Origin of the sequence: Bdellovibrio bacteriovorus HD100, from assembly GCF_000196175.1 — a bacterium.
GTDB classification, from domain to species: domain Bacteria; phylum Bdellovibrionota; class Bdellovibrionia; order Bdellovibrionales; family Bdellovibrionaceae; genus Bdellovibrio; species Bdellovibrio bacteriovorus.
On record NC_005363.1, the window covers coordinates 3567585 to 3591933 of the forward strand.

Sequence of the window (24349 nt, forward strand, 5' to 3'; positions counted from 1 at the left end):
TGCAAGTACTATCCGGCAAAATGTTCCTAACGAACATTCAAGTGCTCTTTGATATGACCAATAAAAGCCCTGAGCTTTGGCTGAACTTGGGAGCGCTTCGGATAATATAGAAAGTACCCCGCACTAGACGGAGCAAACTGATTTAAGACCACCTCTAGCTTTCCGGACTTCAGATAGTCCTTGACGGTATCTTCAAGGACGTAGGTCAGCCCCATTCCCCCTACGGCCGCATCAACCAATAGCAATGGATCATTCATAATCACCGAACCTTTTACATGTACCTGAAAATCCCGGCCGTTGTGCTCGAATTCCCATCGGTCATAAACACTAGAGCTTCCGAAACGAAACTTTAAGCAGTTGTGTAACAGTAGATCCTTTGGTGTTTTGGGACGACCCATCTTATCCAGATACTTCTTTGAACCTACCACCACAAAACGAATGGGCCCGGATATCCTCACGGCCACCATATCCTGCGCCAGGATGTCGGAATGCCTGATCCCAGCATCAAAACCACTTTGCACAACGTCTTCGGTCTGATCAGAAAAATAGAGATCCACGGTAATATCCGGATACTTTTTCGCGAAGCTCGCCAGAAGAGGTTCGATATACGGTTGATATGTGGCCCTTGGAAGATTAATCCTCAGAACACCCGAGGGTTTATCCGCATATGATCCAACACTGGTAATTGCAGAAAGAATCTGCTCAAGACCCGGACCTGCTTGACCTAAAAACCTGATTCCGGCCTCGGTTAAACTGGTGCTTCTTGTTGTGCGGGTTAGCAATGCTACTCCCAAACGTTTCTCCAACTGTTTGATCATTTTACTGATCGCAGGTGGAGAAATTCCCAACTCTTCCGCGGCAGCTGTGAAGTTGCGCTTCTCTGCCACCAGTTTCAAGGCCAACAGTCCATCTAATTGATTCTTATCCATTATTAACCTCTAGTTAATACCACATAAACCATTATGCCATTTTTCATAATATTAAACCACCGTATCATGATGGAGTACAAAGAGCGCAAATTTAAAGGAGTCACTTATGAAAAATCTAAAAATGATCAGCTTGGTAACAGCCATTGCAGGGGCATTAACTGTGCATACCAATCTTTCCCATGCGCAGGACATGTCTAATGGTGCTGCCAATTTCTATAAGAGCGATAAAGTGACTGTTAAAAAAGTAACTTTTAACAGTCAGTACAACATCAAAGTTGCAGGAAACCTCTTTATCCCTAAGGAAGTCAGCAAAGACAGCAAGATCCCAGCAATCATCGTCGGGCACCCGATGGGAGCTGTTAAAGAACAAAGTTCAAACCTGTACGCGACAAAGCTGGCCGAACAAGGTTTTGTAACTCTTGCTATTGATTTGCCATTTTGGGGAGAAAGTGAAGGTAAGCCTCGCAACACGGTCGGACCGGACATTTATGCCGAAGCTTTCAGTGCCGCCGTGGATTATCTTGGAAGCCAAAACTTCGTAGATAAAAATCGAATCGGCGTCCTCGGCATTTGTGGTAGTGGCAGTTTTGCCATCAGTGCAGCAAAGATCGATCCACGAATGAAGGCAATTGCCACAGTGAGCATGTATGACATGGGCGCCGCAAGCCGAAACGGTCTGAAGAAAGGCTTGTCCTTGGAACAACGAAAGGAACTCATCAAAGCAGCTGTCGAACAACGGGAAATCGAATTTGCTGGCGGAAAAACAAAATACACCGGTGGAACTGTTCATAAAGTCTCAGAAAGCTCCACCGCCATTGAGCGTGAATTCTACGACTTCTATCGCACTCCTCGTGGCGAGTTTACACCGAAAAATTCCTCTCGAGATCTGACGACCCATCCAACACTCTCCAGCAACACGAAGTTCATGAACTTCTATCCTTTCAATGACATCGAAACCATTTCTCCTCGTCCCATGATGTTCGTCACTGGCAAAAACGCCCACTCCAGAGAGTTTAGCGAGGATGCTTACAAGCGTGCCGCAGAACCAAAGGAACTGGTGATTATCCCTGGGGCCGGACACGTGGATCTATACGACAGAGTCGGATTGATTCCGTTTGAAAAAATCGCACTGTTTTTCAAAACGAATCTAAAGTAAGAGGTAAAAATGAAAGCCGCTTCTTCATGGAGCGGCATCTGGGCCCTGACGCTTGGAGTGTCAGGGCTTATGATCGCCGAATTCCTTCCAGCAGGTCTTTTGACATCTTTGGCAAGCGACTTAAGAATTTCTGAAGGGGCCGCCGGACAAGCTGTCACCGCAACGTCGATCTTTGCCGTTATCGCAAGTTTATTGGTTGCCTACTTGACCCGCAAATACAATCGCCGAACCGTTCTGCTATGGCTATCGAGCTGCATGGCTATTTCCAGTCTGGTCGTGGCCGCCGCACCAAATCTGCCGGTACTTCTTGCCGGGAGAGCCTTTTTGGGAATCGCTCTAGGAGGATTCTGGTCTATGTCCACCGCCATCGCTATTCGACTTGTCCCTGCTGAGTCCGTTCCCAAAGCCCTTTCCATTATATTTGGCGGAGCCTCTTTTGCCGCCCTGCTTGCCGCGCCCCTAGGAAGCTTTCTTGGAGATTTCATCGGCTGGAGGAACGTTTTTACTTTAGCCGCCCTTATGGGGGCTGTCGCATTTATTTGGCAATACGTGGCTTTGCCATCCCTATCACCGACAGGCGAAGTCAAACTGCGCACCACTTGGGATGTTTTAAAAATCCCCAATATGCTTGTGGGTCTAGTTGCTATCAATCTTGCCTTCGGTGGCCGCTTTGCTTCACTGACTTACATGAAACCCTTCCTGGAACAAATCACCATGCTAAAGTCATCAGGGGTTTCTTTGTCGTTTCTGATCTTTGATTTGGCTTTCTTTTTAGGAACCCTTATCGCCGGTCGGCTTATTACAAGAAGCCTTCGCTATGGTCTGACTTTCGCGCCACTCGTTCTTGCAGCTTCATCGTTGGGGCTTATTGCATTCGGGTCCCAAGTCGTACCGACCGTTCTGCTTCTTATCATTTTCGGTGCCGCCTTCGCACCCATTCCTGTAGCATGGTCCACATGGACTGCTAACACCGCACCAGAAAGCACAGAAACTGCCGGTGGTCTTTATGTCGCATCTGTTCAGCTGTCAGCCGCGGTTGGCGCCATGCTTGGCGGTGTCGCATTTGACAGTATCGGATCCAAAGGAGTTTTTTGGATGAGCGGTCTTTCTTGGGGGCTATCTGCCTTGGTGGTTTTTCTTTTTATTGGTAGCGCCCTGGAGCAAATAAGAGGCGCAAAGGGGGAGCAATGGCAAGGTCATTGATTTTCGTTATCGTCGTTATTCTTACCGGAAGCATAGCAAAGGCAGAAAGTATGAAAAGAATCCGATTCACTATTGGAAAGAACAGTGCCATCGCAGTTCTTTATAACACTCAGGCTGCGAGGGAATTCGCAGCGCAGTTACCACTGACTTTGACATTTAAGGATTTCGCATCAAAAGAAAAGATCGCATATCCGCCGCGAAAGCTATCCGGCAAGAGCAAGCAGAACTCGGAAGGTGACTTTGCCTACTACGCCCCTTGGGGAAATATTGCCGTTTTCTATAAAGAAGAAGCTTCCGCAACTGCCGACTTGCTTATTCTAGGACAGTTTGAATCCGGAAAACAGTTCTTCCATGTGGGTGGATCTTTTGAAGTGAAGATAGAGGCTTTAGAATAAGAGGTTTCCAAAACCCACAATGTTGCTTCCAAGGTATAGGCGGGGATTTCCCGTTATTGTGGTCGGCGAGGCGTTGTTTTGGATCTGCGGTGATGCCGATATAGAACTTTGGATGATTTATGCTTTTAATTGAATAGACGTACATGCTCGCTGTCGCTTGCATGTTTTGTGCTTACGTCAGGTCCATTAAAATTTGGAGAGACGGTCCGCCTACGCTAAAGCTTCGGCGTGACATCCTTCGCGTGCGTTCCACGATTCTACACTGCTAACTTAAAAGCCATAGGCCCGCCAAGCCGTAGCCCGGAGGGCGAAGGATGGTGGAGGCGGTGAAGCTCATCTAACTTATTGATTTTACTTACACCGTCTCCGTGATTAACTACAAAGTACTACATTGTTCATTAAAAGGTAATCCTAAGTTAAGATGTTTTATGTGGTAATAAAATTCTTAACCGAGAGAGTCCTTGACTCAATTCTTCCACAGGAATGGTCTAGTCCTGTAAACGCTTTTCTAAACTAGTCCAGCTTAGCTCTCTTCATATATTTTCTTTTTAAAAATACCATTAAGTAATTGAAAGTATTTTTTGGCCTCCTTACCGAATTGCGAAGGCATTGACTGAAAATAATGATCGTAAAGTTCAAAGTCAGCTTTTGATAGCTTTTGGCCAGCCATCACTCTCAAAAAAACGTCTCGTCTCTGATCAAATGAAATGGCTTTGAAATCAATTGCTAGAGTTATTTTTTGAATTGATTTATCTAGATGCTCCCAGACATCTTGGAGTAATTCAGAGTTAGTTCCCTCGATAAACCAACCAAAAATATCCTGTGACTCTTTTTCGGTTTCATCCATACCTTCACTTAAATTTTGCATTTTTCTTTGTGGATTAAACAGGTTCATTACAATCACATTGCCTTTGTGGCTTTTTTTGATCTTGGGAGAGCAGTTATTCATCAATATTCGAAGTTGATCAAAATTACCGTGTACCAGTGCACTTCGAATTTCGGCAGTCACACCTAAATTTAAGTTGAAACACCTTTTTGTTTTCATTTGAAAATCATCAATTATTGGACCTAAATCTCGGTATACAGTCATTTTTGATCGCTTCTGCTTGCTGTTCCTACGACCAATTGGCTCCTTAATCTCGACATCATACCTTGCTGCCAAGAGCTTCACTTTAAGCTCCCAGACAGCTGCTAAACCAGCAATTACAGTATACGCCCACATTCTATCGCCAAAGATTGGCTCGATAACTTCACTTATTGTTCTTTCTTTTGGAATTTTTCCGAAAGCACGACATGCCACCTTATCAACAGCTGAACTTAGAAAAACTTCATCTTCTTTGCTTTTCACTCTTAAAATCTTTTTCAGCTCATCGGATAGGATAATCCGAAATTCATCTTCAGGGCTCAAAACAGCTGAGAGATCAATACTTTCATGATCTAGAATCAGGCGTATAGCTTTTAACTTACGCTTTGCAAGTTCAATTTTACTATTCAAATAAAACAGTATTTTCATCTAATTTCTTTTTAAGGAGCTTATAATTGGGACATAAGGCCTTTAATGTGTCCTGGAAATCTTCATTGTGATCGAAGTGGACAAGGTGTGTTAGCTCGTGAAGAATCACATACTCAATACATTCTATATTTGCGCTTATTAGTTTAGAATTTAGGGTGATCAATCCACTTGCGGTGCATGATCCCCATCTGTTCTTCATTGGGTGTATTCTATATTTTGGTTTAACTGTTGTGTCAGTTATAGCCACAAATCTCTCTAGACACTTAGTCCAAATACTTTGAATTGCCTTCTCTAGCTGCTGATCTAACCATTCAGCCATAAATTGTGCGGCATATTGCTCGTCTTTCACGGTCAAGACCACCCTATTGTGCGCGAGCACAATGCCTTCAGGATCTCCAAACTCTACTTTAAGAAAATATTGTCGACCAAAAATATATACAGACTCACCAGACACAAACTTTCGAGATGGCTGTATTAGAAAATTTGCTTTCTTTTCTGCGATCTTTTCTAATATCCATGTTTTCTTTCCTCGAATAACATCTTCGATCTTAGAAATGGGAATGTATTCTGGCGCTGTCACTATGAGTGAACCTGAATGGTCAATTTCCAGACCAAGTGTCTTTCGTTTGGAATTTTTCAATTGATAGATAATTTCCTTATTATCCAACTCAATTCTATTCATTATCTATAGTCCAATCTCTTAGCGATCAATAATACGTTATCCGTAACTTCTCGCATTTCTTCATCCGAAAATCGGACTGCAAAATTATCTTCTAGGTAGTAAAACACCTCTACCTCGATAGAGCCAATTATTTTCTTTTCAATATCTGTTCCAAGATGCCAGTCTTTAACTGCATGTTTCTTTACTATCTCATCTATCTTGAGAGCTAAATTCGTAATCTGGTCTGGCTCGAGCTTGGGAATCTTATTTTTTATTGTCTCTACAACTCGGTAATATGCCTTGGTAGTTTGTTGCCCAGACACTTCTGCAGGAACGTCTGAATCTAGATCTATTGTTAATCTTGAAGCAACGTCTTCCATCATTGACAAATAATCAGCCTCTGAAATTCTACGGTCGATATACTTGAGATAGGTCTCTTCAATTACTTGAGAAAGATTTTTATAAAAAATTGGATCTTCATCAAACCTTTCAGAAATGTGACTAGAAGCCATACCTTTAATGATATCAGCCCTTGCTCCTTTTGATTTAGCTTTGGTTTCTTCCTCAAATTTCTCTTTATTGAAAATATCAAATCTTTCGACGATAAGCTTCGGTGGATCAGCCTTCAAGTTAACATCAACCAGCCGTCTTATATCGGCAATGTAATCCTCATAATTAATGCCGTCTGGGTATCTCTCTTTTATGACTGTTCTAAGATTTGCATAGAATTTATATTTTCGAGCATACTCATTCTTCTTCTGTTCAGGGGTTTCGTAAGTCCACTTTGCATATCCAAGAGCAAGCTTATAAACATTATGGAAATGACGAAACTTTTCGTAGAAGTCTTTGCGACGATTTTCATCTGCTAAATATCGTCCTATCTCCTCGTCATCTGTCATATTAGAAATTGAAGAAAAATGCTCATTTAAAGATTTGATTGCGGGATCAAGCTTTTTAACTTCTTCAGATTTATCAAATAGAGTGTCCTTGATATCCTCTAGGTCAATGTCATTGCCTTCCATTTTTCTATAGAAATCTATGGCCTGGGTCATGTCGTCAAAGATGCCCCGATAATCAATTACTAGGCCTTCGGACTTTCTTGGATATAGTCGATTAACCCTTGCAATAGCCTGCAGTACATTGTGCTCTTTTAGTTTTTTATCGATATAAAGGACAGCATTTCTCGGGGCATCAAAGCCTGTAAGTAGTTTATCGACAACAATCAAAATTTCAGGCACATCGTCTTTCTTAAAATTATCGATAATGGTGTCTTGGTACTTCTTGGCACTACCATATCTTTTCATGCACTCATCCCAGAACTTTACAACCTCGGGCCTATCGTCATCTTCGATTGACTTAGAACCCTCCCTCATTTCAGGCGGTGAAATTACCAATGATGTTCTGATTCCAAATTCATCGAGATATCTCTTATAGGCTAGGGCTTCGCCTTTAGTATTGGTTGCAAGCTGACCTTTCATGAAGTCTTTCGTTGGCTCCCCCTCCTGACGAAAGTTCTCTCGGTAATGATTTTTAATATCAAGAGCAATCGCCCGTATTCGATCGTCGGCCTTTAGAATTTCCTCTTCCATGCTAAAGCGCTTCTTTAAAGCTGCTTTTTGCTCCTCATTTAGGTCCTTAGTCACTCTATCGAACCATCGGTCCAACTGATCTTTGTTACCATTAAGTTCCCCCATCCGCCCTTCATAAACAATTGGGCAAACCGCACCATCCTCGAGCGCATTCTCCATGGTGTATTTGTGTATAAACTCACCAAATTGTACCTCGGTAGACTTAGCTACTGCCTCGTCCTTTTTTACTTTCCGAATGGGGGTGCCAGTGAAGGCAATAAATGCTGCTTTTTTAAATGTATTTTTCATCAGAGCATGAGTCTCTCCAAATTGAGATCGATGCCCCTCATCAACAAGTACAAATACATTTTCTGATTCATCAGTAACTTTATGAGATTTTGCTACTGATTCAAACTTATCAATGATTGTAGTTAAAACACTATATCCTCTCGACTGGATTAACTCTGATAGATGTTCGCCAGACTTCGCCTGAACAGGAGCCTTTCCGCATTTCTCAAAAGTCTCTGTAATTTGTTCGTCAAGATCAACTCGATCTGTTACCACAATAATCTTTGCGTTCTTGCTTTTAAATTCAACTGCATCCGCCAAAGACTTCGCCAGCATTACCATGGTATACGACTTGCCCGAGCCCGTTGTATGCCATATTACACCACCATCTCTTGCCCCATCTTCTTTAATGGTCTGGACTCTTTTTAAACTCTCTTTAACTGCAAAATATTGCTGGTGTCTTGGAGCAATTTTTGTGTCGTTTTCAAAAATAATAAAGTTTTGAATAATGTCAAGAAGGCGATCAGGCCGAAAGACGAAGTGAATACATTGATCCTGTATTGTTACTTCGCGAGACCCGCTATCCCAAATGACCTCCATTGCCCTTCTATCTGAGTATGCTCTAAATTCAAAAATCTTATCTTTAACTTTACTATCAATCTCCTGATTCACTAATTTTTTTAAAAGACTTTCTTTTGAGTCGTATTTGGATTCTTTCCAAATGGCCCAGAACTCTTCAGACGTTCCAATAGTGCCATATTTGGCACCCGTGCTCCCAGCGACTGAGCCGAGAATTTGCTGAAACAAATAGAACTTTGTGATTCCAGTTCTGTTTTGATTTCTTAGTTGTTGTTCGATTCCTTTTTTTACCGCATCTGGCAACCCTGGCTTCTTACATTCGATTGCAGCCAGAGGTAGTCCATTTATGAGGATCACAATGTCGGGAATATAATGTTGTTTTCGTCCATTTCTTTGAACAGAAAACTCTTCGGTGACTTGTAAAATATTATTTTCGATATTTATGAAGTCAAAGAAATGCAAATGAGCACTCTTTTTGATCCCATTAAATAGAAAGCTCAAACCCTTTCCATTTAGAAGATGGTAGAAAAGATTTTTGTTATCAGTTCGCAGGTTAGTATTTGACCAATCAGTGAGTTCTTTAATTGCCTCATCGACTAGATTTTCAGGGATCGGAAGACGCTTACCCTCATGCTCGAATGAGTTAATCCGCAAAAGCGCTTTCTTTAGCGTCGTCTTTAATAGTACAGTATCAGTATCACCACGCTCTAAAATGCAATCATTAGGAGTAAGATATTCATACCCTGAGTTGATCAGTAGTTTTACAGCTGGTATTTGTGAAGCTATTCGTTCCTTGAATAGTACTGAATCCATTTCTTACTCCATGTTTATACTTTTACTCGAACTCTTCCAGTGAGAAGGTCTTGCATGAGGGCTTTTTTTAGACTCTGATATTTCGCCAATAAGACCTTTGTATTTTCTACTTTCAATTCCACTGAATCTAAAGCTTTAACTATAGACGACTGTTCAGCTAATGGTGGCACCTTGATAAGAAATTTTTCAACGTCATTCAAATTAAGCCCAGGCTGTGCAGAACCTTTGATATACTTTTGGATTTGCTTTAGGCCTGTGCCCTCTTGTAGGTAATAGTACAAGTACTTACCCAAAATCTTTTTTTCATCACAAGAAACCCTTGCAGTTGTCTGGGTAATATTTGCGCCGTTAAATCGCATTGGTACTACGTTCACTGCCCCAACTCCCGCACCTGCTATACAAATAACAACATCACCAACATTCAATCTTGCCCGTTCAAATTTTTTTTCAATTTCAACAGAAACCTTAAAAACTTCGCCTGCTTCTGCCCAACCGCTTATATAGTCCTGACCTCTGACAAGCAAAACACCTCTTTCATCGTATGAGCCTGGTTGTACAATTCCATAAGTAATTTTTCGACCCTTTAGAACTAAATCTGATAATACTTCGATCGACCACGATTTTGGAACTGGACCCACTGCGCTTTCAATAGTTGTTGAATGACCAATCCCTTTTGATAAAAGATCTTGCATCATCCCTTTTTTAAGATTTTGGAGTTTTTCGATTTCAATTTCGGTCAGCTCAATGACTTTATCTACTGATGTGAGAAATTCTGCAATTTTCTTTTGCTCATCAATCTTTGGTGTATAGACTTGAACCAGCTTCAAATCTTTCAAGTTTATAACTTGCTGAGCAGAACCTAAACTTCCACGCAAAATTTCTCCCTGCCCGAAATCAGACTCTAAAAAATATTTCACATATGTATTTAAATATTTTGGAGCAAGGCGGATCAGAGCGGTTTGTCTTGCAATGTTCGCTCCTCTTAATGACCTCGGAACGACTGCAACTGTCCCAGGGTAACCAACTAAAGCGACTAATAGCTCACCACCATTCAAAACTGTTCTCTTATAGGACTCGGAGATATCTTTAGATATGGTCCTTAATTTATTTTCTTCGATTTTTCCTTTTGGAAAATCTCCCCCTCTAATAAATTTAACGCCATTTGGTGCTTCATCCCCAGGTTGAACCACTCCATAGGTAATATTAAAATTATCTTCTAACAACTCATCTAAGATGTGTTTATCCCAATCAGCAGGAAAACTACTCATAATTCAATACCTTAAGAATGGAGTTTATTTCCTTCTCTGCTTCAGTGATTTGAGATTCAATACCTCGTAAAGTCGTTGAATACTTGTCCCACCACCTCTCAAATTGAAGGATAATGGACTGGTCGACATCTCCCATTAATTCTCGAATCTTCTCTTTTGAATCTATTTCCTTTTTAAATACGTAATAATCTCTATCTCTTTCATCAAATATAATTGAAATATCAAACCCATCGATGATGTCTTGGATATAACCATCTTCGATTTCACGCCTGGGTATTCCACCATGAAGTATTGCCTTCACATCAAATATTTCAGGCGGTGGAGATGTATCAGCATATCGACGGATATTGAGATTAAACTCATTGTCCTCAATATCCCGAACGTCAACTACACGGGAAAAATGCTTCTCTTCGTGTCGATATAAATTCTCTGTCTTAAATTCTTTGAAATTTTTAACTATGTGATCAATGTCACTAACTCTAAGCTTATTTTGATTCTTACCCTCTTGGAATTCAAGATCTGCATTTATAAATAGAACTTTTCCTTTCCGCTCTACGGGTTTGTTCTTATTTAAAACCATAATCGCAGCAGGAATACCTGTTCCAAAAAATAGGTTAGTAGGTAAACCAATTACAGCCTCCAAAAGATCACCCTTTAGTACATCAGTGCCTTTAATTATACCTTCTCTAATTTTTTGCTCAGATGAACCTCTGAAGAGTACGCCGTGTGGCAATACAACTGCGGCCTTACCATTTTCATTTAATGAAGCGATCATGTGTTGAACGAATGCAAGTTCACCGTAGCTTTGCGGTGGTATGCCATAAGAAAATCTATCATAAGGATCATTTTTAGCTTCTTCAATACCCCATTTTTCAAGACTAAATGGAGGATTTGCGACAACGATATCGAACTTCATTATTGTATCATCTTCAAGATGAAGCGGACTTCTAATAGTGTCGCCGTTTTCTATCACTGATCGGTCAAATCCATGGAGAAACATATTCATTTTTGCTAAGGCCCAGGTAGCTCCAGTAATTTCCTGGCCATAGATTTGAAAATCATTTTCACCTTTTTTGGTCAACTGCTCTGCGCATCTAATTAATAGTGAACCTGAGCCACAGGTCGGATCATAGATTCTATTTCCCTTCTGTGGCGCAACGAGCTTTGCTAAAAGCTGAGATACTTCTGATGGAGTATAGAATTCGCCAGCTTTTTTCCCAGCACCTGCCGCAAAGTTAGCAATCAAATACTCATAGGCATTACCAATCACATCAAGATCGCCAATATTTGACTTCCTCATGTTCAGCTTTTGATTGTTAAAGTCATCCAATAGATGCTTTAATCTTGCGTTTCTGTCTTTAGTTTTCCCAAGATTCGCTTCTGAATTAAAACTTACATTTCTAAATACATTCTCAAGTTTTTCTTTATTCGCTTTTTCTATCTTCTCTAATGCAATATCGATTATCTCACCAATGTTCTTTTCTTCCTTTTGCGCATAGATATCTTTGAAGTGACATCCAACTGGCAATACGAAGTTTTCTTTTTCCAAAGCTCGCTTTATTCGGGACTCATTTCCGCCAAATTGTTTCTCATACTCTTCATATTTTTCTTCATAAGTATCTGAGAGGTATTTAATGAAAAGCATTGTTAAGATATAGTTCTTATATTCACCCGCATCGACAACGCCTCTAAAAGTGTCACAGGCATCCCATAGGATTTTATTTATTTCGTCTTGTGTAACTTTGCTCATAAAATTCCTTCAAATTTCAATTTTATATAATTTAAAATTAGTTCAACTTGTTCGTATCTTTCAGCTTCAAACCAAATGGGGAAAATATTGGCCTCGACAAGCTCTTTTTCGCGTTGATTTCTTTTTGCTCTATCTTCTGGCTTCTGAAGAATAGCAAAATGTGTCGTAGTCATACCAAAATCTGAATTAATTTTTTTTAGTGTTTGAAAAGTACGGTCAGAAGTTAGGCTGCATCCCACAAACATCAAACTAAATGACTCAGTACAGGCTCTCAAAAATTTTGGCAAAACTCTTTCAAGATTTACAGAACCATTTTCGCCATATTTTGAGTCGTACTCATTCTTTGTGAGAACTCGATTAGCAGTCCCTTCAATTGTGCCATGGATCTTATAGATAAAATTGTTGCCTTTTTTAACATGAGTCATCCAGTCGTCAGTTATTGCATCCAACGGCCTTGATTTTAATGCGTAAGTTTTTTCCAACACTTCATCAAAATTTGTCGTTATTACTCCATTAGTGAATATTGTTGGTAAATATTTAATTGGACCAACCACAGACTGTCTCAGTGTGAAAGAATGTTTGTATCGTTCGTTAAAACGAGGTCCAGTCATCTGTTCTAGTAGCAAATCTGCACAGTTCTCATAGTGCCCTTTACTTATAAGACTTTTGAACATTTCTAGATCTAATTCATTTTCTGTTGCTTGATCATTTAGAAATGAAGTCCATGTCGGCATTCCACAACTAACAGTCAAACCAGCTCCGACGAAGGGGACAACTCGTTTATTTTTTACTAATTGTATTAGGTCGTTTATTCGATCTTCGTTAGTTTCCAATGATAGTATTTCATTGAACCTTTCTTCTAACGACATCTTCATCTGTTGTTTGTATTCGTCATTATAGAAGTAGAAAAGGATCTGACTCGGCTTAACTTTATTCCCAGCAATGTTAATTTCGCCATATTCAGTAATATAAGTTTCATCAAACTGCGAATTAAAATCTGCGTGGCGATCATACAGATGTGATTTAAGTTGAGTTGCTAAATGCTCAAATTTTTCTAGTGCTATCTGTTCATTAAATTCATCGCTACTCACTAGCCCCTCCATTTTTGACCCAGGCATCCACTTCGCTAACTTTAAACTTCCACTGCTTCCCAACTTTATGAGCAGGGATTTTTCCTCTCTCAAGCCAGCGATAAACTGTCTCTTTTGAAATACCTAAATGGGCAGCAATTTCGACCACTGAAAGCCATTTTTCAGGTTGTTCCACTAAACCTCTCCAAATTTAAATTGTGTTTAATTATGACCTTAAGTTGTAGCCCATGACAAACAATGACTATAAAATACCAAGACTTATATCGGTAAGTTTAAATCTAATTTAGAATCAAAATAGAAATGTAGTTACTGAGAAACTTGTAGTTCATATAAAACTACAAATGCATGCAATTCGAGAAATTTCGGGTAATTTCCGCTAATGTCTATCAAATACCTAGATCAAGCTTCTTCTTCGTATGTATCTGTTTATATTAAAAAAATAGAAAAAGCCCACAAGGGGCAGTTCTATATTCGAAATTTGGTGGAGGCGGGGGGAATTGAACCCCCGTCCGCAAATGATCCACGATAAGGCGCTACATACTTAGTCAGTGTTTTAGATTGGTCCTCGGGCTTCCACAGACAAAATCCCTAAGACCTCTCCCCCAGTAAATTTAAGCATGTCTGCTGGAGAAAACCCAACACGCCGAGGTCCCTAAATGACGATCAATCCAAGTGCGGAACCACCACAAGGTTGATCGTGCTGCTTAATTAAGCTGCAAGTGCGTAATCGTTGCCAATTACAAAGTGGACGTTTTTAACGAGGTCCTCATCCGCCCCGGTATGCTCCTTATGCTTCAGCACCCACGTCGAAGCCAGTACGCCCCCATAGTGTGTGAACACATCGTCTTCATTGTCCCTTAGTTTCGGGCAAATGAAAACCGGTTATCCTTCCCATTTGCACCCCTGTTTTCAACGATTAAATTTTTCGTGACGCAGGACTTTTGTCTTGCTTGGGTGGTGTCATCCTAACCAGATCCTAACGTTAGCAAGGGACAATTTACGCCAAACGGTTGAGATATCCACCATTTATGGGGCTATTCCACAGAGTTATCCACATTGTTGGCTGAAAAATGGGGCAAAACTGACACCAAAATTTAAGAATCTTAAATTTATCCGAGGGGCTGTCACGTTCAATGACAGCCCTTAGATTGTGCAGAATTAACGGAAAAGGTCGGCAGCGGACGCTGCAGTTGCGGCAAGAGAGCTCACATTGGAGCGTTCATTCTTCTGTTCTTTAGCGCTGACAGGGGCAGCCGGAGCCGCTGCTTGAGGAACCACCGGGGCTGCCTCAGCCATCATCACCGGAGCCTCCACAGGGGTCGTCTCCACGATCGGAGTTTCAACCTGGATGTCCAAAGCCGACTTCATCGCTGGTGCTTTCACTGCAGATTCCACCGCGTTGGTCACCGGGAACAGTTGGATGTTCAACTGGTAAACTCTTTCGCCCTTGTCCTTCATGCGTGCGATTGAGTTGTCCTTGTGCAGGGCTTTTCTCATCTGGCGCAGTTTGAATTTGATCTCTTCAAATTCGGACTTGGTCAAAGAAAGAGTCAACGTACCGAACTCACGCTCGGTCGGCTGATCCTGGTACAGGGATTCAAGGCCCAGGTACATCAGTTGGGATTGCAGCTTGCGAACCAAAGCCACCGGGATTTCTTCCGGGGATTCAGTCAGGCTGCGGGCTTTTTTCAGTTCACCGGTCACTTCGTCACGACGAAGATCGCCGGAAGTGATCAAAGTGGTCAGCGCATTGTCGATTTCATCTTCAGAAGCCTTGCCACGCAGAAGCTTTTTCAGCGTCGCTGTATCGAAAGACACACCGTCTTGATCGATCATGGCGTAAATGATCCACGCCACCCAGTTCGGAACTTTTTCCCAGGTCTTGCGATCGATTTCGCCGGATTTCAGTTTCCCCGCCACACGGTGTTCGCTCAATTTCTTGAGGTACATGTTGCGTTCAGCCGGATCCATCGCTTGCGTGAATTGAACCAACAAACGGAATTCTTCCGTCTGATCTTTCATAAAGCCCAGGGCTTTACCGAACTTGCCGATCATGTCGTCGGAAAGATTTCTTTTTCCTTCGATGATCATTTTCAAGTAATTCGGGGATTTGATATTCGCAGCGGCAGAAAACACGGCATACGTGTATGCACGCAAAGAGCCTTTGGAAGCCTTACGTTTAAACAGATAGAAGTCCGCCAAGAACTGGCGATAGTTCATGTAATCAGATAATACGGGCGGAACTAGCGAACCCATTGAAATTTCTTTGCCTTTGCTAAACTCTGGCTGGCGGTTTTGCATAGAAATGGTTCTCCTTTGCACTCAAACTAGTTCACCTGATTTGAATCCTCAAAACAAGCGGATTTGGCGCAAAGATCCTTAACTTATTGCAAGGCATAAAAAAAGGGACCCCTGATGGAGCCCCAATGCTAGAGTCTAAGTTTTAAAACGTTCAGTGATTAGCGACGGGACAACTTCAAAGTCACCCCGCGAACATCCAAGTCCCCGCGAGTGTAAAGCACGATGCTGGAAGCGCTCTGACCGATCACAGCATTTTGCGGGTACACAGTCTGGCGACGACCGTAACGATCCACTTGGATGGTTTGACCCTGGTTGAAGCCGTTGATCAAAAGATCCATCAGCGCCACATTATAGACAGCATTCGCATCGATTTCGATCGCCTGGATTCTGTAACCACGGTAGCGGTTCATATCCAGGTACATGCCCAGATCCAAACGGTCATTCCCGTACAAACGACGGTTCACATACAACGGCACGTCGATTGTGCGCTCAGGACGACCTGGAGGATTGTATGAATCCTGCTCACGCAAGTTTACAGTGACGGATTCAAGCTGGGCATTGCCACGGATTTCTAGTTGTAAAGTGCGGATGTCTTCACCCAAAACCGCACGATACTGCGGGCGAAGCAAAACAGAACCTTGAGGAGAATAAACACTTTCCTCGCGACGGCCATCGGTCAGCAAAATGACTTCCGTGTTGTAACCGCTGCTGCGGAATTCCGCTTCCACGGACTCAACAACATAACCACGATAGTTTTCACCGATCCCCGCCAACTGGCGAAGGTGCAAGGTTTCGTTGTTCACACGACGGTTCAAATAGATGACTTTACGTTCCTGACGGCCATAACCACCGCCATTACCGAAGTCATCCCCCGGATAACCCGGAGCTGGTCCAAAATCACCGCCCGGTCCGAAATCACCTGGGAAGCCAGGGCCGACATCTGGAATGGGAGCTGGGCCCGGACGAGAACCACCCGGCACGATATAGGCTTCAGCAGCAGCGGCGAATAAAGTAATAGCGGCAAACGAAATTAAAAGGCTGTTTTTTAGAGTCATTATGTCCCCCAAGTGGTTAGAAAGTTCCCCCACCGACCCTTAAAGCAACCTGCGTACCAACCCTTTGGAGGCCAAAATGACCCTGAAAAACGAAAAAAGGGCCACTGACCTTGGAGTATCAGTGACCCTCAACACATTAACCACCCTCGAAAGGGTTCTTTTAGGGACTATTTCAAGTTGTCATCAGTAAGATCAACGATAGGTTTGATCTTACGCATGAACGTGATCGCGAACTGATCTTGAGCATAAGTGGCGCGTTTTCTCATTTTCAAAGCCAAACGAACCTGACCCAAACCGTTGTTGGCGACAAGGCGAGCCTCACCGATCCAGTTAGCATAAGTCAGTTTGGTGTTGTTCAAAGAGATCAAATCCAAAGTGTCTTCCTGATCTTTCGCGATACGGGAAAGAGGAATGTTCACACCCGTACCCGCCTCAGGAGCCAGCAACGGACCGGCGAAAGCCAACAACTCGCTGTTGCCACCTTTCATCATAACTGTGAAACCGGAACGGCCGTTTACAACTTCGAAAGAGGACATTTTCACAGACTTCACTTTATCTTGAGTGTTTTCATTCAAGTAAGTGTTTCTCATGAACTCACGCAGAACCAGATACTCTGGGTTGTCAGAGTAGTTGCCTGGAAGTTTGAAGAACAAGTCAGCAGAAGAATTTCTGAACACGATATTGATGATCGCAGAAGTGGGGCTGGAGCCGATTTTCAAGCGAGCAAAAGTCGTTTCGCAACCGCCATCCAGGTCCACACATTTCACAGTGCCTTCCAAAGCGCGAGCGCCTGTGGAACGTTCGCCGTTACCAGCGCGCACCGATCTTACAGGTGTTGCTGCACCTTCGCCGGAAGAACCTGCGACGTTGTATACCTTAACGTCATTGCCCTCTTTGATTTTCAAAGTGATGATCACATCACCAGACAAACCATCCACAGACATTTTCGCAGACTGAACAGAAGCCGCCGCTTCGTTGTTCAAACGACGAGTTTCATAGCCCACTTTTTCGTTACGAGCTCTTAGATAGTTCAAAAGCTCATCGGTGGAAGAAGAAGTATAAACCAGACCGTCCTCAGTCACGCCACCAGTCATACGTTTTGTCAGGTTGTCACGATTAAGACTGTTGGGATCTTTCTCGTTATAGTCACCAGGAATCACATTCGTGCCTGGAGCCGGAGCGGGACGAGTGCCCACCACTGGCGGCGGAGTCGTTGGAACCGGAGCCGGCGGAGGTGTCGGATTGGAAGTCTGAGGCGCCTCGGGAGTTTTTGGTGGAGGAGGAGGCGTCGGAGTTGTCGGCTGTTTACCAGGAAGTGGTTGAGGTTTGCCGGCATTAGGATCTGCAGGATCAGGAAGACCGCCACCCAATTTATCGTTGGTGTCGCTTGTCTTATTAGAGTCAGTTTGAGTCGCCTCTTTTTTAGGCTCACTGAATACGTCTTTTTTCTTACCACACGCAGTAAGAGACAAAGAAGCCAGCAAAGCGGCCGTAATGATTGTATGCTTGTGAAGCATTGGTAACATGAGAAACCTCCAAGTATTCTTTCTATAAACCAATTCAGAAAGGACCTTTAGCAAGGCTCGGGCCAGATTTCGTCACCCCTCATCAGGCCTTGTATTTCAATACAGATAGGTTTTAGACTGGCTTTTAGAAGGAATTACATGCCTGTACAACAATTCGGCGAGCTTCTGAGCGACCCTAAAAAACTGATTCGACATATTCTTAAAGTCACCTTGATCGCCCTGGCCCTGGCTGGTTTGGCCTTGGTCTTCGTGGATCAACAAGCTTCTTTGTATTTTGCTGAACAAGAAGTCAAAGGCCTGATCCGCGCCCCGGCCCGCATCCTGACGGACATCGCTTTGTCCGAGTACTATTTCGTGGGTTCTTTGCTGGTGTGGATCTTCTGCAAATGGATCGGCCCGCGTCTCAGCTTCCTGCAAACACATCTGGACCGCGTGGACTACTATCGCCGCTGGGCTCTGAATTTCTTTGTGGCTTTGCTCGTGGCTGGCGTGATCACGCACATTATTAAGTTCACAGTGGGCCGTCAGCGTCCACACAAGACACCGGATTTCGATCCCTACGTCTTTGATCATTTTACGACTCACTGGCACTGGCATTCGTTTTCTTCCGGCCATTCGCAGGTGATCTTCACGGTGGCAACCATGCTGAGTGTGGCGTTTCCGCGCTTTAAATGGTTCTGGATTCCGTTTGCGATGCTGATTTGTCTGACCCGTGTGGTGGTGCATGACCACTTTGTCAGCGATATTATCTTTGGTGCCTGTGTGGGTTATGTCGGCACTTTGCTGGCCCTGCAACTGATGCGCAAAAAAACCAGCAACGGCATTTACTAGCTAAGTCTCGGAAAGGAATTCCACCAGATACTGGGATTCCTTCATCGTTTTGACGATGTCCTTATAGTTTTCAACGTACTTTTCGACCAAGCCCCAGAAGTGACTGGAATGGTTCATGTGCTGCAAATGGGCCAGCTCATGCACGATCACATAGTCGATGATTTCCTGGGTAAACACAATCAGACGCCAATTCAAGTTGATCACCTTACGCGAAGAGCAACTGCCCCAGCGGGTCTTTTGTTCGCGGAATTTGACTTGTGACGGATGCAGGTTCATTTCTCCGGCCCAGAACTTCACGCGTTCACTTAAGAAATCCACGGCTTCGCGTTTATAGAAGTGGCGGATTTCTTTGAGGGCGGTCGGATGCTCTTCAATCAGGGAACTGGCACTCCAGTCGTTTCTTGGAATGTGAAGCAGCAGGTGTTCGTCCGTCACCGACACAAAGGTCTTTTTGTGAAGGGTGATGACCACTTTCAGTTTTCGTTCTTTGCCTTTGAAAGGGAAGTTTTCATAGGCTTTGATCTTTTTATCCGGAAACTTTTCGGCGATTTCCTGGAACTTTTCAAAGTTCTTTTCAATCCAGTCTTTTTTCGTCATCAGAAAATCAACGATGACCTTCTGAGGCGTGCTTTTCGCCGCAACCACTTTGATGGGTTTATTAGGATAAAGATAAATGGAAACCGAGCGACGAAAGTTCCGTCGATGCACCTCTACAGGCCATTTTGCGAAGAGAAAAGTTTCTTTGCCGCTCATCAGTCAGAGAATGACTTAAGCCTTAAAAACTGGCAAGATCTGATAATGGATAAAAGCTCTTCTTTTTACAGTCTGGACCCCGAAAAAGTGCTGCTGGCAGCCGAACACGCGGGCTTTTATCCTACCGGCGAATTCACGCAGCTGAATTCCTATGAAAACCGCGTTTTTGATATCAAGCTGGAACAGCCTTGTACGCCGGACGCTCAAAGCAACAACGTCATCGCCAAGTTCTATCGCCCCCAGCGCTGGAGCAAAGAAGCCATCCTGGAAGAGCATGAATTTCTTCTTTCATTGAAAGCTGAAGGCATCCCCGCAGTAGCGCCCCTTTTACAAGGTCATGATTCGACTTTGCAGGAAGTCGACGGCATGTACGTCGCCTTTTTCCCGAAAGTTCTGGGCCGTATGCCGCAAGAATTTTTATCCGGAGAACTGCATAAGGTCGGCCGCCTGATGGCGCAGGTTCATAACGTCGGCGCCAGAAAGCCTGCTCCGCACCGTCCGGTGCTGGATACAAGCTACTATGGCGGCTGGGAAACTTTGGACCATTTGCAGGACTGGATCACCCCGGAACTGCGCGATCGCTACAACATCGCGGCGGAAGATATTCTGTATGCGATCGATGACAGCTTCGACACGTCTGAATTTATTCGCATCCACGGCGACTGCCACAAGGGGAATCTGCTGAACAACGGCAAAGAGTTCTTCCTGGTGGATTTCGATGATTTCGTCAACGGCCCGGTCATTCAGGATTTCTGGATGCTGCTATCCGGGGACGAAGACAGTCTGGATGACGAGCGCATGCAGATCATTCAAGGCTATGAAGAACTGCGCGAATTCCCGGATCATCAGTGGTCATGGATTCCGATGCTGCGAGGGCTTCGCATCATCATGTACGCTGGCTGGATCGCCAAACGCTGGACCGATCCAAGCTTCCCAAGACTGTTCCCCGAGTACAATAAATACACTTATTGGGCCGAGGAAGTTGAAGCCTTGGAAAAGATCGCCTGGAAAATCGGATAAGCTACTGCCTCAGCGTCGACTTCCTAATCGCCAACGTTGAAGTTCATATTCATTTGCGGGCCGGAATTTTGTGATTTCGAATTGTCGGCCTTGCTATTATTTAAGGATTTTAACTTCACATCACTCAGACAGGTTTCATATCCGGCTTCACCTTCCTTGATGGTGCGCCCGGTGATGTCTATACAACTGGAAGAAAAAGTAACCTTGGATTTGGCTTTTTTTGATAGCTCAGCAGGCATCCCTTCCATTTCCATGGTTCCAAAACCTTCGGGCACGGGAACCTTGGTGGTCGTTTCTTCAGAATAGCCTGAACAACTAAACGCCAACATAAAGATAATGACCATGAAATTCCTCATAACTAACCCCCACTTTGCGGGTATTCCAACCAAGAATTCCTCTGAAATCAATAGGAATTCCATCTCATAAAAAAAGCCCTATCTTATTCAGGATAGGGCCTCTTTCATTTGCTCATTGCGCCGACAATCAACGACGGCGCAAAGCTGGATTGATGGAATTTGAAGGCAGGATTTCGCTGGCCTGACGACCATGCAGGGCCTGACCGCCTTTTTTCAGGCTCTTTCTTGGCAGACGCATTTTCGGCTGCTGAGTCATGGCTCTTGAGAACTGCTCCTCTGATTTGGGTGCAAAGCTCAACTCATCTATAGTGGCCTCGCGACGTTGTTTGCCGTTTGTTGATGCCGGTCTTTTTCTAACGCCACTGGCTTTGATGATTTTGGATGTTCCCGCTTTTTTCATGCGGATTGATGGTTTGGACTTCATCTTCGCACTCATCGTGCGTTTGGCTTTCGCTGAACGAGTTAGTGAAGAAGACTTGGCTTTTTTGGCTGAAGCCGATTTAGGGGCACTGATTCGTTTACTTGCCGTCTTTCTGGTTGGTTTAGCGGAAACAGCTTTTCTGACGGGTTTTGCAGAAATGGCGGCTTTAGCTGACTTGCCACGACCTGCGGCGGATTTTTTGGATCTTTTCAGTTGCGAGCGGAATTTTCTAAGACAGGCATTCAGCTCATTCATGCGATAACGAATCAATCGCGCACTGCCGATCTTTTCGTCCGGTCCTCTCCACGCGTGCTGAAGGCTTTCTTTATCGCTCAGGCGCACGCGATAGCTTTGAATCAGCTTTTGGCAGCGTTCGATGTGTTCATTTAATCTTGTCGGCGAAAGATGATGAAGGGTTTCCGGGAAACTGTCTTTCACAAGTTGGTATTCTGCCCGTGGAAAATTGCGGCGAGCAGTCTGTAGTTCGTCTCTCATAACTGGCTCCTCGGTTAGAGTGATGTTGCTGACTCTAGTTTAGAGAACTCTTCCCGGGTGGCCTTTAAAATCATGTCCTTGCTGTTATAAAACAAGAGCCGCACAAAGCGGCTCTTGAAATTGAAAGTCAGGCTCTTACTGGCCCAAAGTAACGGTATTCAACTCGATCGTTTTTGTTCCTTTGTCCCCTGTGTGCATGACTTTCACCACGCCAAATGGAACATCCCCCATCCACATTGTCATGGTTCCATCATCGTCATCATCATGCTTGCCAAGGCCTACAAAGTCCTCGTCAGACTTCGTAAACTTACAAGTGCTGAAGGTGCCCGCTGGAACGGTCACGTCCTCAAGCATTCCTCCCCTTGCCACGCAATTTGTCTGGACAGTGGTCCACTTTTCCGGAGTCCACATTTTTTTAGCGTACTTCGTTTCCATTTTTTCCCACTTGCCCATTTTGTACCAGGATTTCACCAGCCACTTCATTGTGGTTGGATCCTGCTCAAGAACTTCTTTAGAACCCAACACCTCTGTAGAAGTGCCATCAGTACCAACTACCGTGCCCTTCCATTCCACTTTATCCCCCACCATCGGATACGCCACCGCGTAGTTCGCCGCCAGGAATACTAAGCCCGCAATAATATTTTTTACTTTCATAAAGACCTCCTCGTCTTGGTTTGGTTTGAATTTGGAAGCCTAGGTTGAACTGAAGAAAAAGTTCGGTCGTCCTTTTTCTGGGATAGCTGCAACCTTACACCCACCAAGACCCACAAGGCACAAGATGAAGACAATCTGCTTGTGATTGATCAGTAAAAAAACGACAAAAGCCAGGTTGTGACGCCTGGCTTTTGTTAATTGAATGATATCTATTTCAACTATTTATGGTTGATGAACCAGTTGGTGATCAGCTCGGGAGCTTCTTCCAGCCATTCGTGACGAGCCCAAGGGCTGACGAACATTTCGGTTTCAACACCCTGATTTTTCAGAGTCTCGTGATACGGATACATCGTGCGCACTGGAACCACCGGATCCAATCGGCCGTGCAGGAAGATTGTTGGTGGATGATTTTCCGGCACCTGCGCCGGAACAAAACACATCGGTCCACCGCAATCAGCATAAGATGCCGAGTGAACGGCCAAGGCTTTAAACACCCCCGGGAAGGCCACCGCCATACGGCTGGAATGATATCCACCGCTGGAGATCCCTGTGGCATACAGACGATCCATGTTCAACTTCCCGAATTCCCCATTCCCCATGGCTACTAATAGCTCTTCCACGAAATAGAAGTCTTCAGAAGTGTCATAATCAATGCCCACGATATTCGTCATCCATGCCACACCTTCAATCGCCGGCGGAGCAATCACCGCAAAGCCGGAATCAAGCAGTGTCTGGATCAGACGGATTTCGTTATAACCCCCAGCAATCATCAGACTGCTGCGGGAAAACTCCACCGGGAAAAGACTGCCCTGATACAGAATGACCGTGGGCCATCCCGCTTTCGGCGTTTTTCCCTTGGGCAGGGAGTATTTCACATGACGAGTCAGGTGCGGACCGGACACCAGCTTTTCCAAGTAAGGGCAGGTCATACGATCCACAAGTCCCGTGACTTCACAGTTCGACGCCTTCTTAGCCGCTTGAGCCGACAGACTCATCGCCACAACACCAAAGACACCTGCTAAAAGTTTTTTCATCCGGGACTCCTTTGTCCAAACTAAAACCCGAGGCCACTATAAAGGCATCGGCCTTAGTTTGTCCCCTGAATCAGTTGACGGTTTTCCAAGTCTTTTGTCAAAAAGACCCTTTAAACCGCGACTCGGAAGCCCCGAAATACCACTTTGTCGTGGGATAATCCGGTCAGCAAACTAGTGGCACGACCACTTTGTGCCTTTTCCGGCCAGTTCTGCGCCTTGAACCTGCAAAGTCTTCAAAGTCATTGGGAAAAAGGACTGCAAAGCCTGTGGCGTTTTTTGTTCCAAGATCATCAGGAACTCAAGGCCATTGCTGTTGGCAACATTCAAAACCAGCTGTTGATTGTTGTAGTTGTTCACGCTGCCGGTCTTTCCTGGCTCGTCGCTGGAACCTTCCTTCGTGTATTGAACCTCGCTGCCACAATTACGGCTTGGGCATTTCCCGGCAATCCACGTTGAAAGATCGTAAGCCACTTTTCCTTGATCATCGAAAGTTACAAACAACTGCTGCAGGTTGCTGCCAGTGGCCGGGTCCGCTTCTTTCGTGCAGGTGATCTGCTTCGGGAAGTAACACTGATAGCTGCTGGCGCGATCCAGGAAACAATCTGCCTGCGCCGCTGTCGTGGAAAGAATCAAACCTGAAAGAACCATCAAAGACTTTAATTTCATGACAACCTCCTACGTTGTTGGAG

General features: G+C 44.1%; 23 protein-coding genes and 1 other RNA gene. 5 read left to right on the forward strand and 19 right to left on the reverse strand.

What is annotated here, in order from left to right:
- Positions 1–26 precede the first annotated feature (26 nt).
- The gene (locus BD_RS16870) at positions 27–929 is read right to left on the reverse strand and encodes a LysR family transcriptional regulator (RefSeq protein ID WP_011166002.1); all 903 of its coding nucleotides are present in this window, start codon (positions 927–929) and stop codon (positions 27–29) included.
- A 106-nt stretch (positions 930–1035) separates the two neighbouring features.
- On the opposite strand from BD_RS16870, the gene BD_RS16875 reads away from it, so the two are divergent.
- From BD_RS16875 to BD_RS16885, 3 genes are read left to right on the forward strand one after another with little or no spacing between them, the layout of a single operon-like run.
- Positions 1036–2085 carry an alpha/beta hydrolase gene (locus BD_RS16875; RefSeq protein ID WP_011166003.1) on the forward strand — a complete coding sequence of 350 codons (1050 nt, stop codon included), beginning with the start codon at positions 1036–1038 and terminating at the stop codon, positions 2083–2085.
- Between the two features lie 9 nt (positions 2086–2094).
- The gene (locus BD_RS16880; RefSeq protein ID WP_011166004.1) at positions 2095–3288 is read left to right on the forward strand and encodes an MFS transporter; all 1194 of its coding nucleotides are present in this window, start codon (positions 2095–2097) and stop codon (positions 3286–3288) included.
- The gene (locus BD_RS16885) at positions 3273–3683 is read left to right on the forward strand and encodes a cyclophilin-like fold protein (protein ID WP_050792935.1); all 411 of its coding nucleotides are present in this window, start codon (positions 3273–3275) and stop codon (positions 3681–3683) included. Before BD_RS16880 ends, BD_RS16885 begins: the two co-directional genes overlap by 16 nt.
- Here BD_RS16885 and BD_RS18510 read toward each other — a convergent pair.
- The 12 genes from BD_RS18510 to BD_RS16935 form a co-directional block, all read right to left on the reverse strand.
- Entirely contained in the window at positions 3601–3846 is a 246-nt protein-coding gene (locus BD_RS18510) for a GIY-YIG nuclease family protein (protein WP_197534998.1), read from the reverse strand. The genes BD_RS16885 and BD_RS18510 overlap by 83 nt on opposite strands.
- 360 nt (positions 3847–4206) lie before the next feature.
- Positions 4207–5196, reverse strand: a complete 990-nt coding sequence (locus tag BD_RS16890) for a hypothetical protein (RefSeq protein ID WP_011166006.1) — start codon at positions 5194–5196, stop codon at positions 4207–4209.
- Positions 5171–5878, reverse strand: coding sequence for a M48 family metallopeptidase (locus BD_RS18005; protein WP_050792936.1), 708 nt, complete (start codon positions 5876–5878; stop codon positions 5171–5173). Before BD_RS18005 ends, BD_RS16890 begins: the two co-directional genes overlap by 26 nt.
- Complete coding sequence (locus BD_RS16900) at positions 5878–9105, reverse strand: type I restriction endonuclease subunit R (RefSeq protein ID WP_011166007.1); 3228 nt, start codon at positions 9103–9105, stop codon at positions 5878–5880. The genes BD_RS18005 and BD_RS16900 overlap by 1 nt, the downstream gene beginning before the upstream one ends.
- A gap of 14 nt (positions 9106–9119) precedes the next feature.
- Positions 9120–10373, reverse strand: a complete 1254-nt coding sequence (locus BD_RS16905) for a restriction endonuclease subunit S (RefSeq protein ID WP_011166008.1) — start codon at positions 10371–10373, stop codon at positions 9120–9122.
- Positions 10366–12123 carry a type I restriction-modification system subunit M gene (locus BD_RS16910; protein ID WP_011166009.1) on the reverse strand — a complete coding sequence of 586 codons (1758 nt, stop codon included), beginning with the start codon at positions 12121–12123 and terminating at the stop codon, positions 10366–10368. The genes BD_RS16905 and BD_RS16910 overlap by 8 nt, the downstream gene beginning before the upstream one ends.
- Complete coding sequence (locus BD_RS16915) at positions 12120–13214, reverse strand: SIR2 family NAD-dependent protein deacylase (protein ID WP_041583651.1); 1095 nt, start codon at positions 13212–13214, stop codon at positions 12120–12122. Before BD_RS16915 ends, BD_RS16910 begins: the two co-directional genes overlap by 4 nt.
- On the reverse strand, positions 13207–13389 hold the full coding sequence (locus BD_RS16920) for a helix-turn-helix domain-containing protein (protein WP_231839217.1): 183 nt from the start codon (positions 13387–13389) through the stop codon (positions 13207–13209). The genes BD_RS16915 and BD_RS16920 overlap by 8 nt, the downstream gene beginning before the upstream one ends.
- A 304-nt stretch (positions 13390–13693) precedes the next feature.
- Positions 13694–14039: a transfer-messenger RNA gene (gene ssrA / locus BD_RS18105) on the reverse strand.
- Positions 14040–14372: 333 nt separating this feature from the next.
- The gene (locus BD_RS16925) at positions 14373–15515 is read right to left on the reverse strand and encodes a DUF4423 domain-containing protein (protein WP_041583653.1); all 1143 of its coding nucleotides are present in this window, start codon (positions 15513–15515) and stop codon (positions 14373–14375) included.
- 158 nt (positions 15516–15673) lie between these two features.
- Entirely contained in the window at positions 15674–16570 is an 897-nt protein-coding gene (locus tag BD_RS16930) for a hypothetical protein (RefSeq protein WP_041583654.1), read from the reverse strand.
- A 167-nt stretch (positions 16571–16737) separates the two neighbouring features.
- Positions 16738–18096, reverse strand: coding sequence for a hypothetical protein (locus tag BD_RS16935; protein WP_231839218.1), 1359 nt, complete (start codon positions 18094–18096; stop codon positions 16738–16740).
- 138 nt (positions 18097–18234) lie between these two features.
- Between BD_RS16935 and BD_RS16940 the strand changes: the two genes are divergently transcribed.
- Entirely contained in the window at positions 18235–18927 is a 693-nt protein-coding gene (locus tag BD_RS16940; RefSeq protein ID WP_011166015.1) for a phosphatase PAP2 family protein, read from the forward strand.
- On the opposite strand, the gene BD_RS16945 is transcribed toward BD_RS16940, so the two are convergent.
- A complete protein-coding gene (locus tag BD_RS16945; RefSeq protein WP_041583789.1) occupies positions 18928–19635 on the reverse strand; it encodes a YgjP family zinc-dependent metalloprotease in 708 nt (235 codons plus the stop codon). It lies immediately after the preceding gene.
- A 90-nt stretch (positions 19636–19725) separates the two neighbouring features.
- Here BD_RS16945 and BD_RS16950 point away from each other — a divergent pair, with 90 nt between their 5' ends.
- A complete protein-coding gene (locus BD_RS16950) occupies positions 19726–20700 on the forward strand; it encodes a serine/threonine protein kinase (RefSeq protein WP_011166017.1) in 975 nt (324 codons plus the stop codon).
- Positions 20701–20723: 23 nt separating this feature from the next.
- Here the strand turns inward: BD_RS16950 and BD_RS16955 are convergent, their stop codons facing one another.
- The 5 genes from BD_RS16955 to BD_RS16975 all read right to left on the reverse strand — a co-directional run bounded on the left by BD_RS16955 (position 20724) and on the right by BD_RS16975 (position 24326).
- Positions 20724–21044, reverse strand: a complete 321-nt coding sequence (locus tag BD_RS16955; protein WP_041583655.1) for a hypothetical protein — start codon at positions 21042–21044, stop codon at positions 20724–20726.
- 139 nt (positions 21045–21183) lie between these two features.
- Complete coding sequence (locus BD_RS16960) at positions 21184–21972, reverse strand: hypothetical protein (RefSeq protein ID WP_011166019.1); 789 nt, start codon at positions 21970–21972, stop codon at positions 21184–21186.
- A 135-nt stretch (positions 21973–22107) separates the two neighbouring features.
- Positions 22108–22626 carry a hypothetical protein gene (locus BD_RS16965; RefSeq protein ID WP_011166020.1) on the reverse strand — a complete coding sequence of 173 codons (519 nt, stop codon included), beginning with the start codon at positions 22624–22626 and terminating at the stop codon, positions 22108–22110.
- Between the two features lie 218 nt (positions 22627–22844).
- Complete coding sequence (locus tag BD_RS16970; RefSeq protein ID WP_011166021.1) at positions 22845–23660, reverse strand: extracellular medium-chain-length polyhydroxyalkanoate depolymerase; 816 nt, start codon at positions 23658–23660, stop codon at positions 22845–22847.
- Between the two features lie 171 nt (positions 23661–23831).
- Positions 23832–24326 (reverse strand): hypothetical protein, encoded by a 495-nt coding sequence (locus BD_RS16975; protein WP_011166022.1) that lies wholly within the window; start codon positions 24324–24326, stop codon positions 23832–23834.
- Between the last annotated feature and the right edge of the window lie 23 nt (positions 24327–24349).

Coding starts and splice junctions, on each gene's coding strand:
- BD_RS16960 (WP_011166019.1), bottom strand. CDS start 21,972: ATGAGAGACGAACTACAGACTGCTCGCCGCAATTTTCCACGGGCAGAA.
- BD_RS16930 (WP_041583654.1), bottom strand. CDS start 16,570: ATGACTCTAAAAAACAGCCTTTTAATTTCGTTTGCCGCTATTACTTTA.
- BD_RS16870 (WP_011166002.1), bottom strand. CDS start 929: ATGGATAAGAATCAATTAGATGGACTGTTGGCCTTGAAACTGGTGGCA.
- BD_RS18005 (WP_050792936.1), bottom strand. CDS start 5,878: ATGAATAGAATTGAGTTGGATAATAAGGAAATTATCTATCAATTGAAA.
- BD_RS16880 (WP_011166004.1), top strand. CDS start 2,095: ATGAAAGCCGCTTCTTCATGGAGCGGCATCTGGGCCCTGACGCTTGGA.
- BD_RS18510 (WP_197534998.1), bottom strand. CDS start 3,846: ATGCAAGCGACAGCGAGCATGTACGTCTATTCAATTAAAAGCATAAAT.
- BD_RS16875 (WP_011166003.1), top strand. CDS start 1,036: ATGAAAAATCTAAAAATGATCAGCTTGGTAACAGCCATTGCAGGGGCA.
- BD_RS16910 (WP_011166009.1), bottom strand. CDS start 12,123: ATGAGCAAAGTTACACAAGACGAAATAAATAAAATCCTATGGGATGCC.
- BD_RS16970 (WP_011166021.1), bottom strand. CDS start 23,660: ATGAAAAAACTTTTAGCAGGTGTCTTTGGTGTTGTGGCGATGAGTCTG.
- BD_RS16905 (WP_011166008.1), bottom strand. CDS start 10,373: ATGAGTAGTTTTCCTGCTGATTGGGATAAACACATCTTAGATGAGTTG.
- BD_RS16965 (WP_011166020.1), bottom strand. CDS start 22,626: ATGAAAGTAAAAAATATTATTGCGGGCTTAGTATTCCTGGCGGCGAAC.
- BD_RS16935 (WP_231839218.1), bottom strand. CDS start 18,096: ATGTTACCAATGCTTCACAAGCATACAATCATTACGGCCGCTTTGCTG.
- BD_RS16975 (WP_011166022.1), bottom strand. CDS start 24,326: ATGAAATTAAAGTCTTTGATGGTTCTTTCAGGTTTGATTCTTTCCACG.
- BD_RS16955 (WP_041583655.1), bottom strand. CDS start 21,044: ATGGTCATTATCTTTATGTTGGCGTTTAGTTGTTCAGGCTATTCTGAA.
- BD_RS16900 (WP_011166007.1), bottom strand. CDS start 9,105: ATGGATTCAGTACTATTCAAGGAACGAATAGCTTCACAAATACCAGCT.
- BD_RS16885 (WP_050792935.1), top strand. CDS start 3,273: ATGGCAAGGTCATTGATTTTCGTTATCGTCGTTATTCTTACCGGAAGC.
- BD_RS16890 (WP_011166006.1), bottom strand. CDS start 5,196: ATGAAAATACTGTTTTATTTGAATAGTAAAATTGAACTTGCAAAGCGT.
- BD_RS16925 (WP_041583653.1), bottom strand. CDS start 15,515: ATGCAAAACCGCCAGCCAGAGTTTAGCAAAGGCAAAGAAATTTCAATG.
- BD_RS16940 (WP_011166015.1), top strand. CDS start 18,235: ATGCCTGTACAACAATTCGGCGAGCTTCTGAGCGACCCTAAAAAACTG.
- BD_RS16950 (WP_011166017.1), top strand. CDS start 19,726: ATGGATAAAAGCTCTTCTTTTTACAGTCTGGACCCCGAAAAAGTGCTG.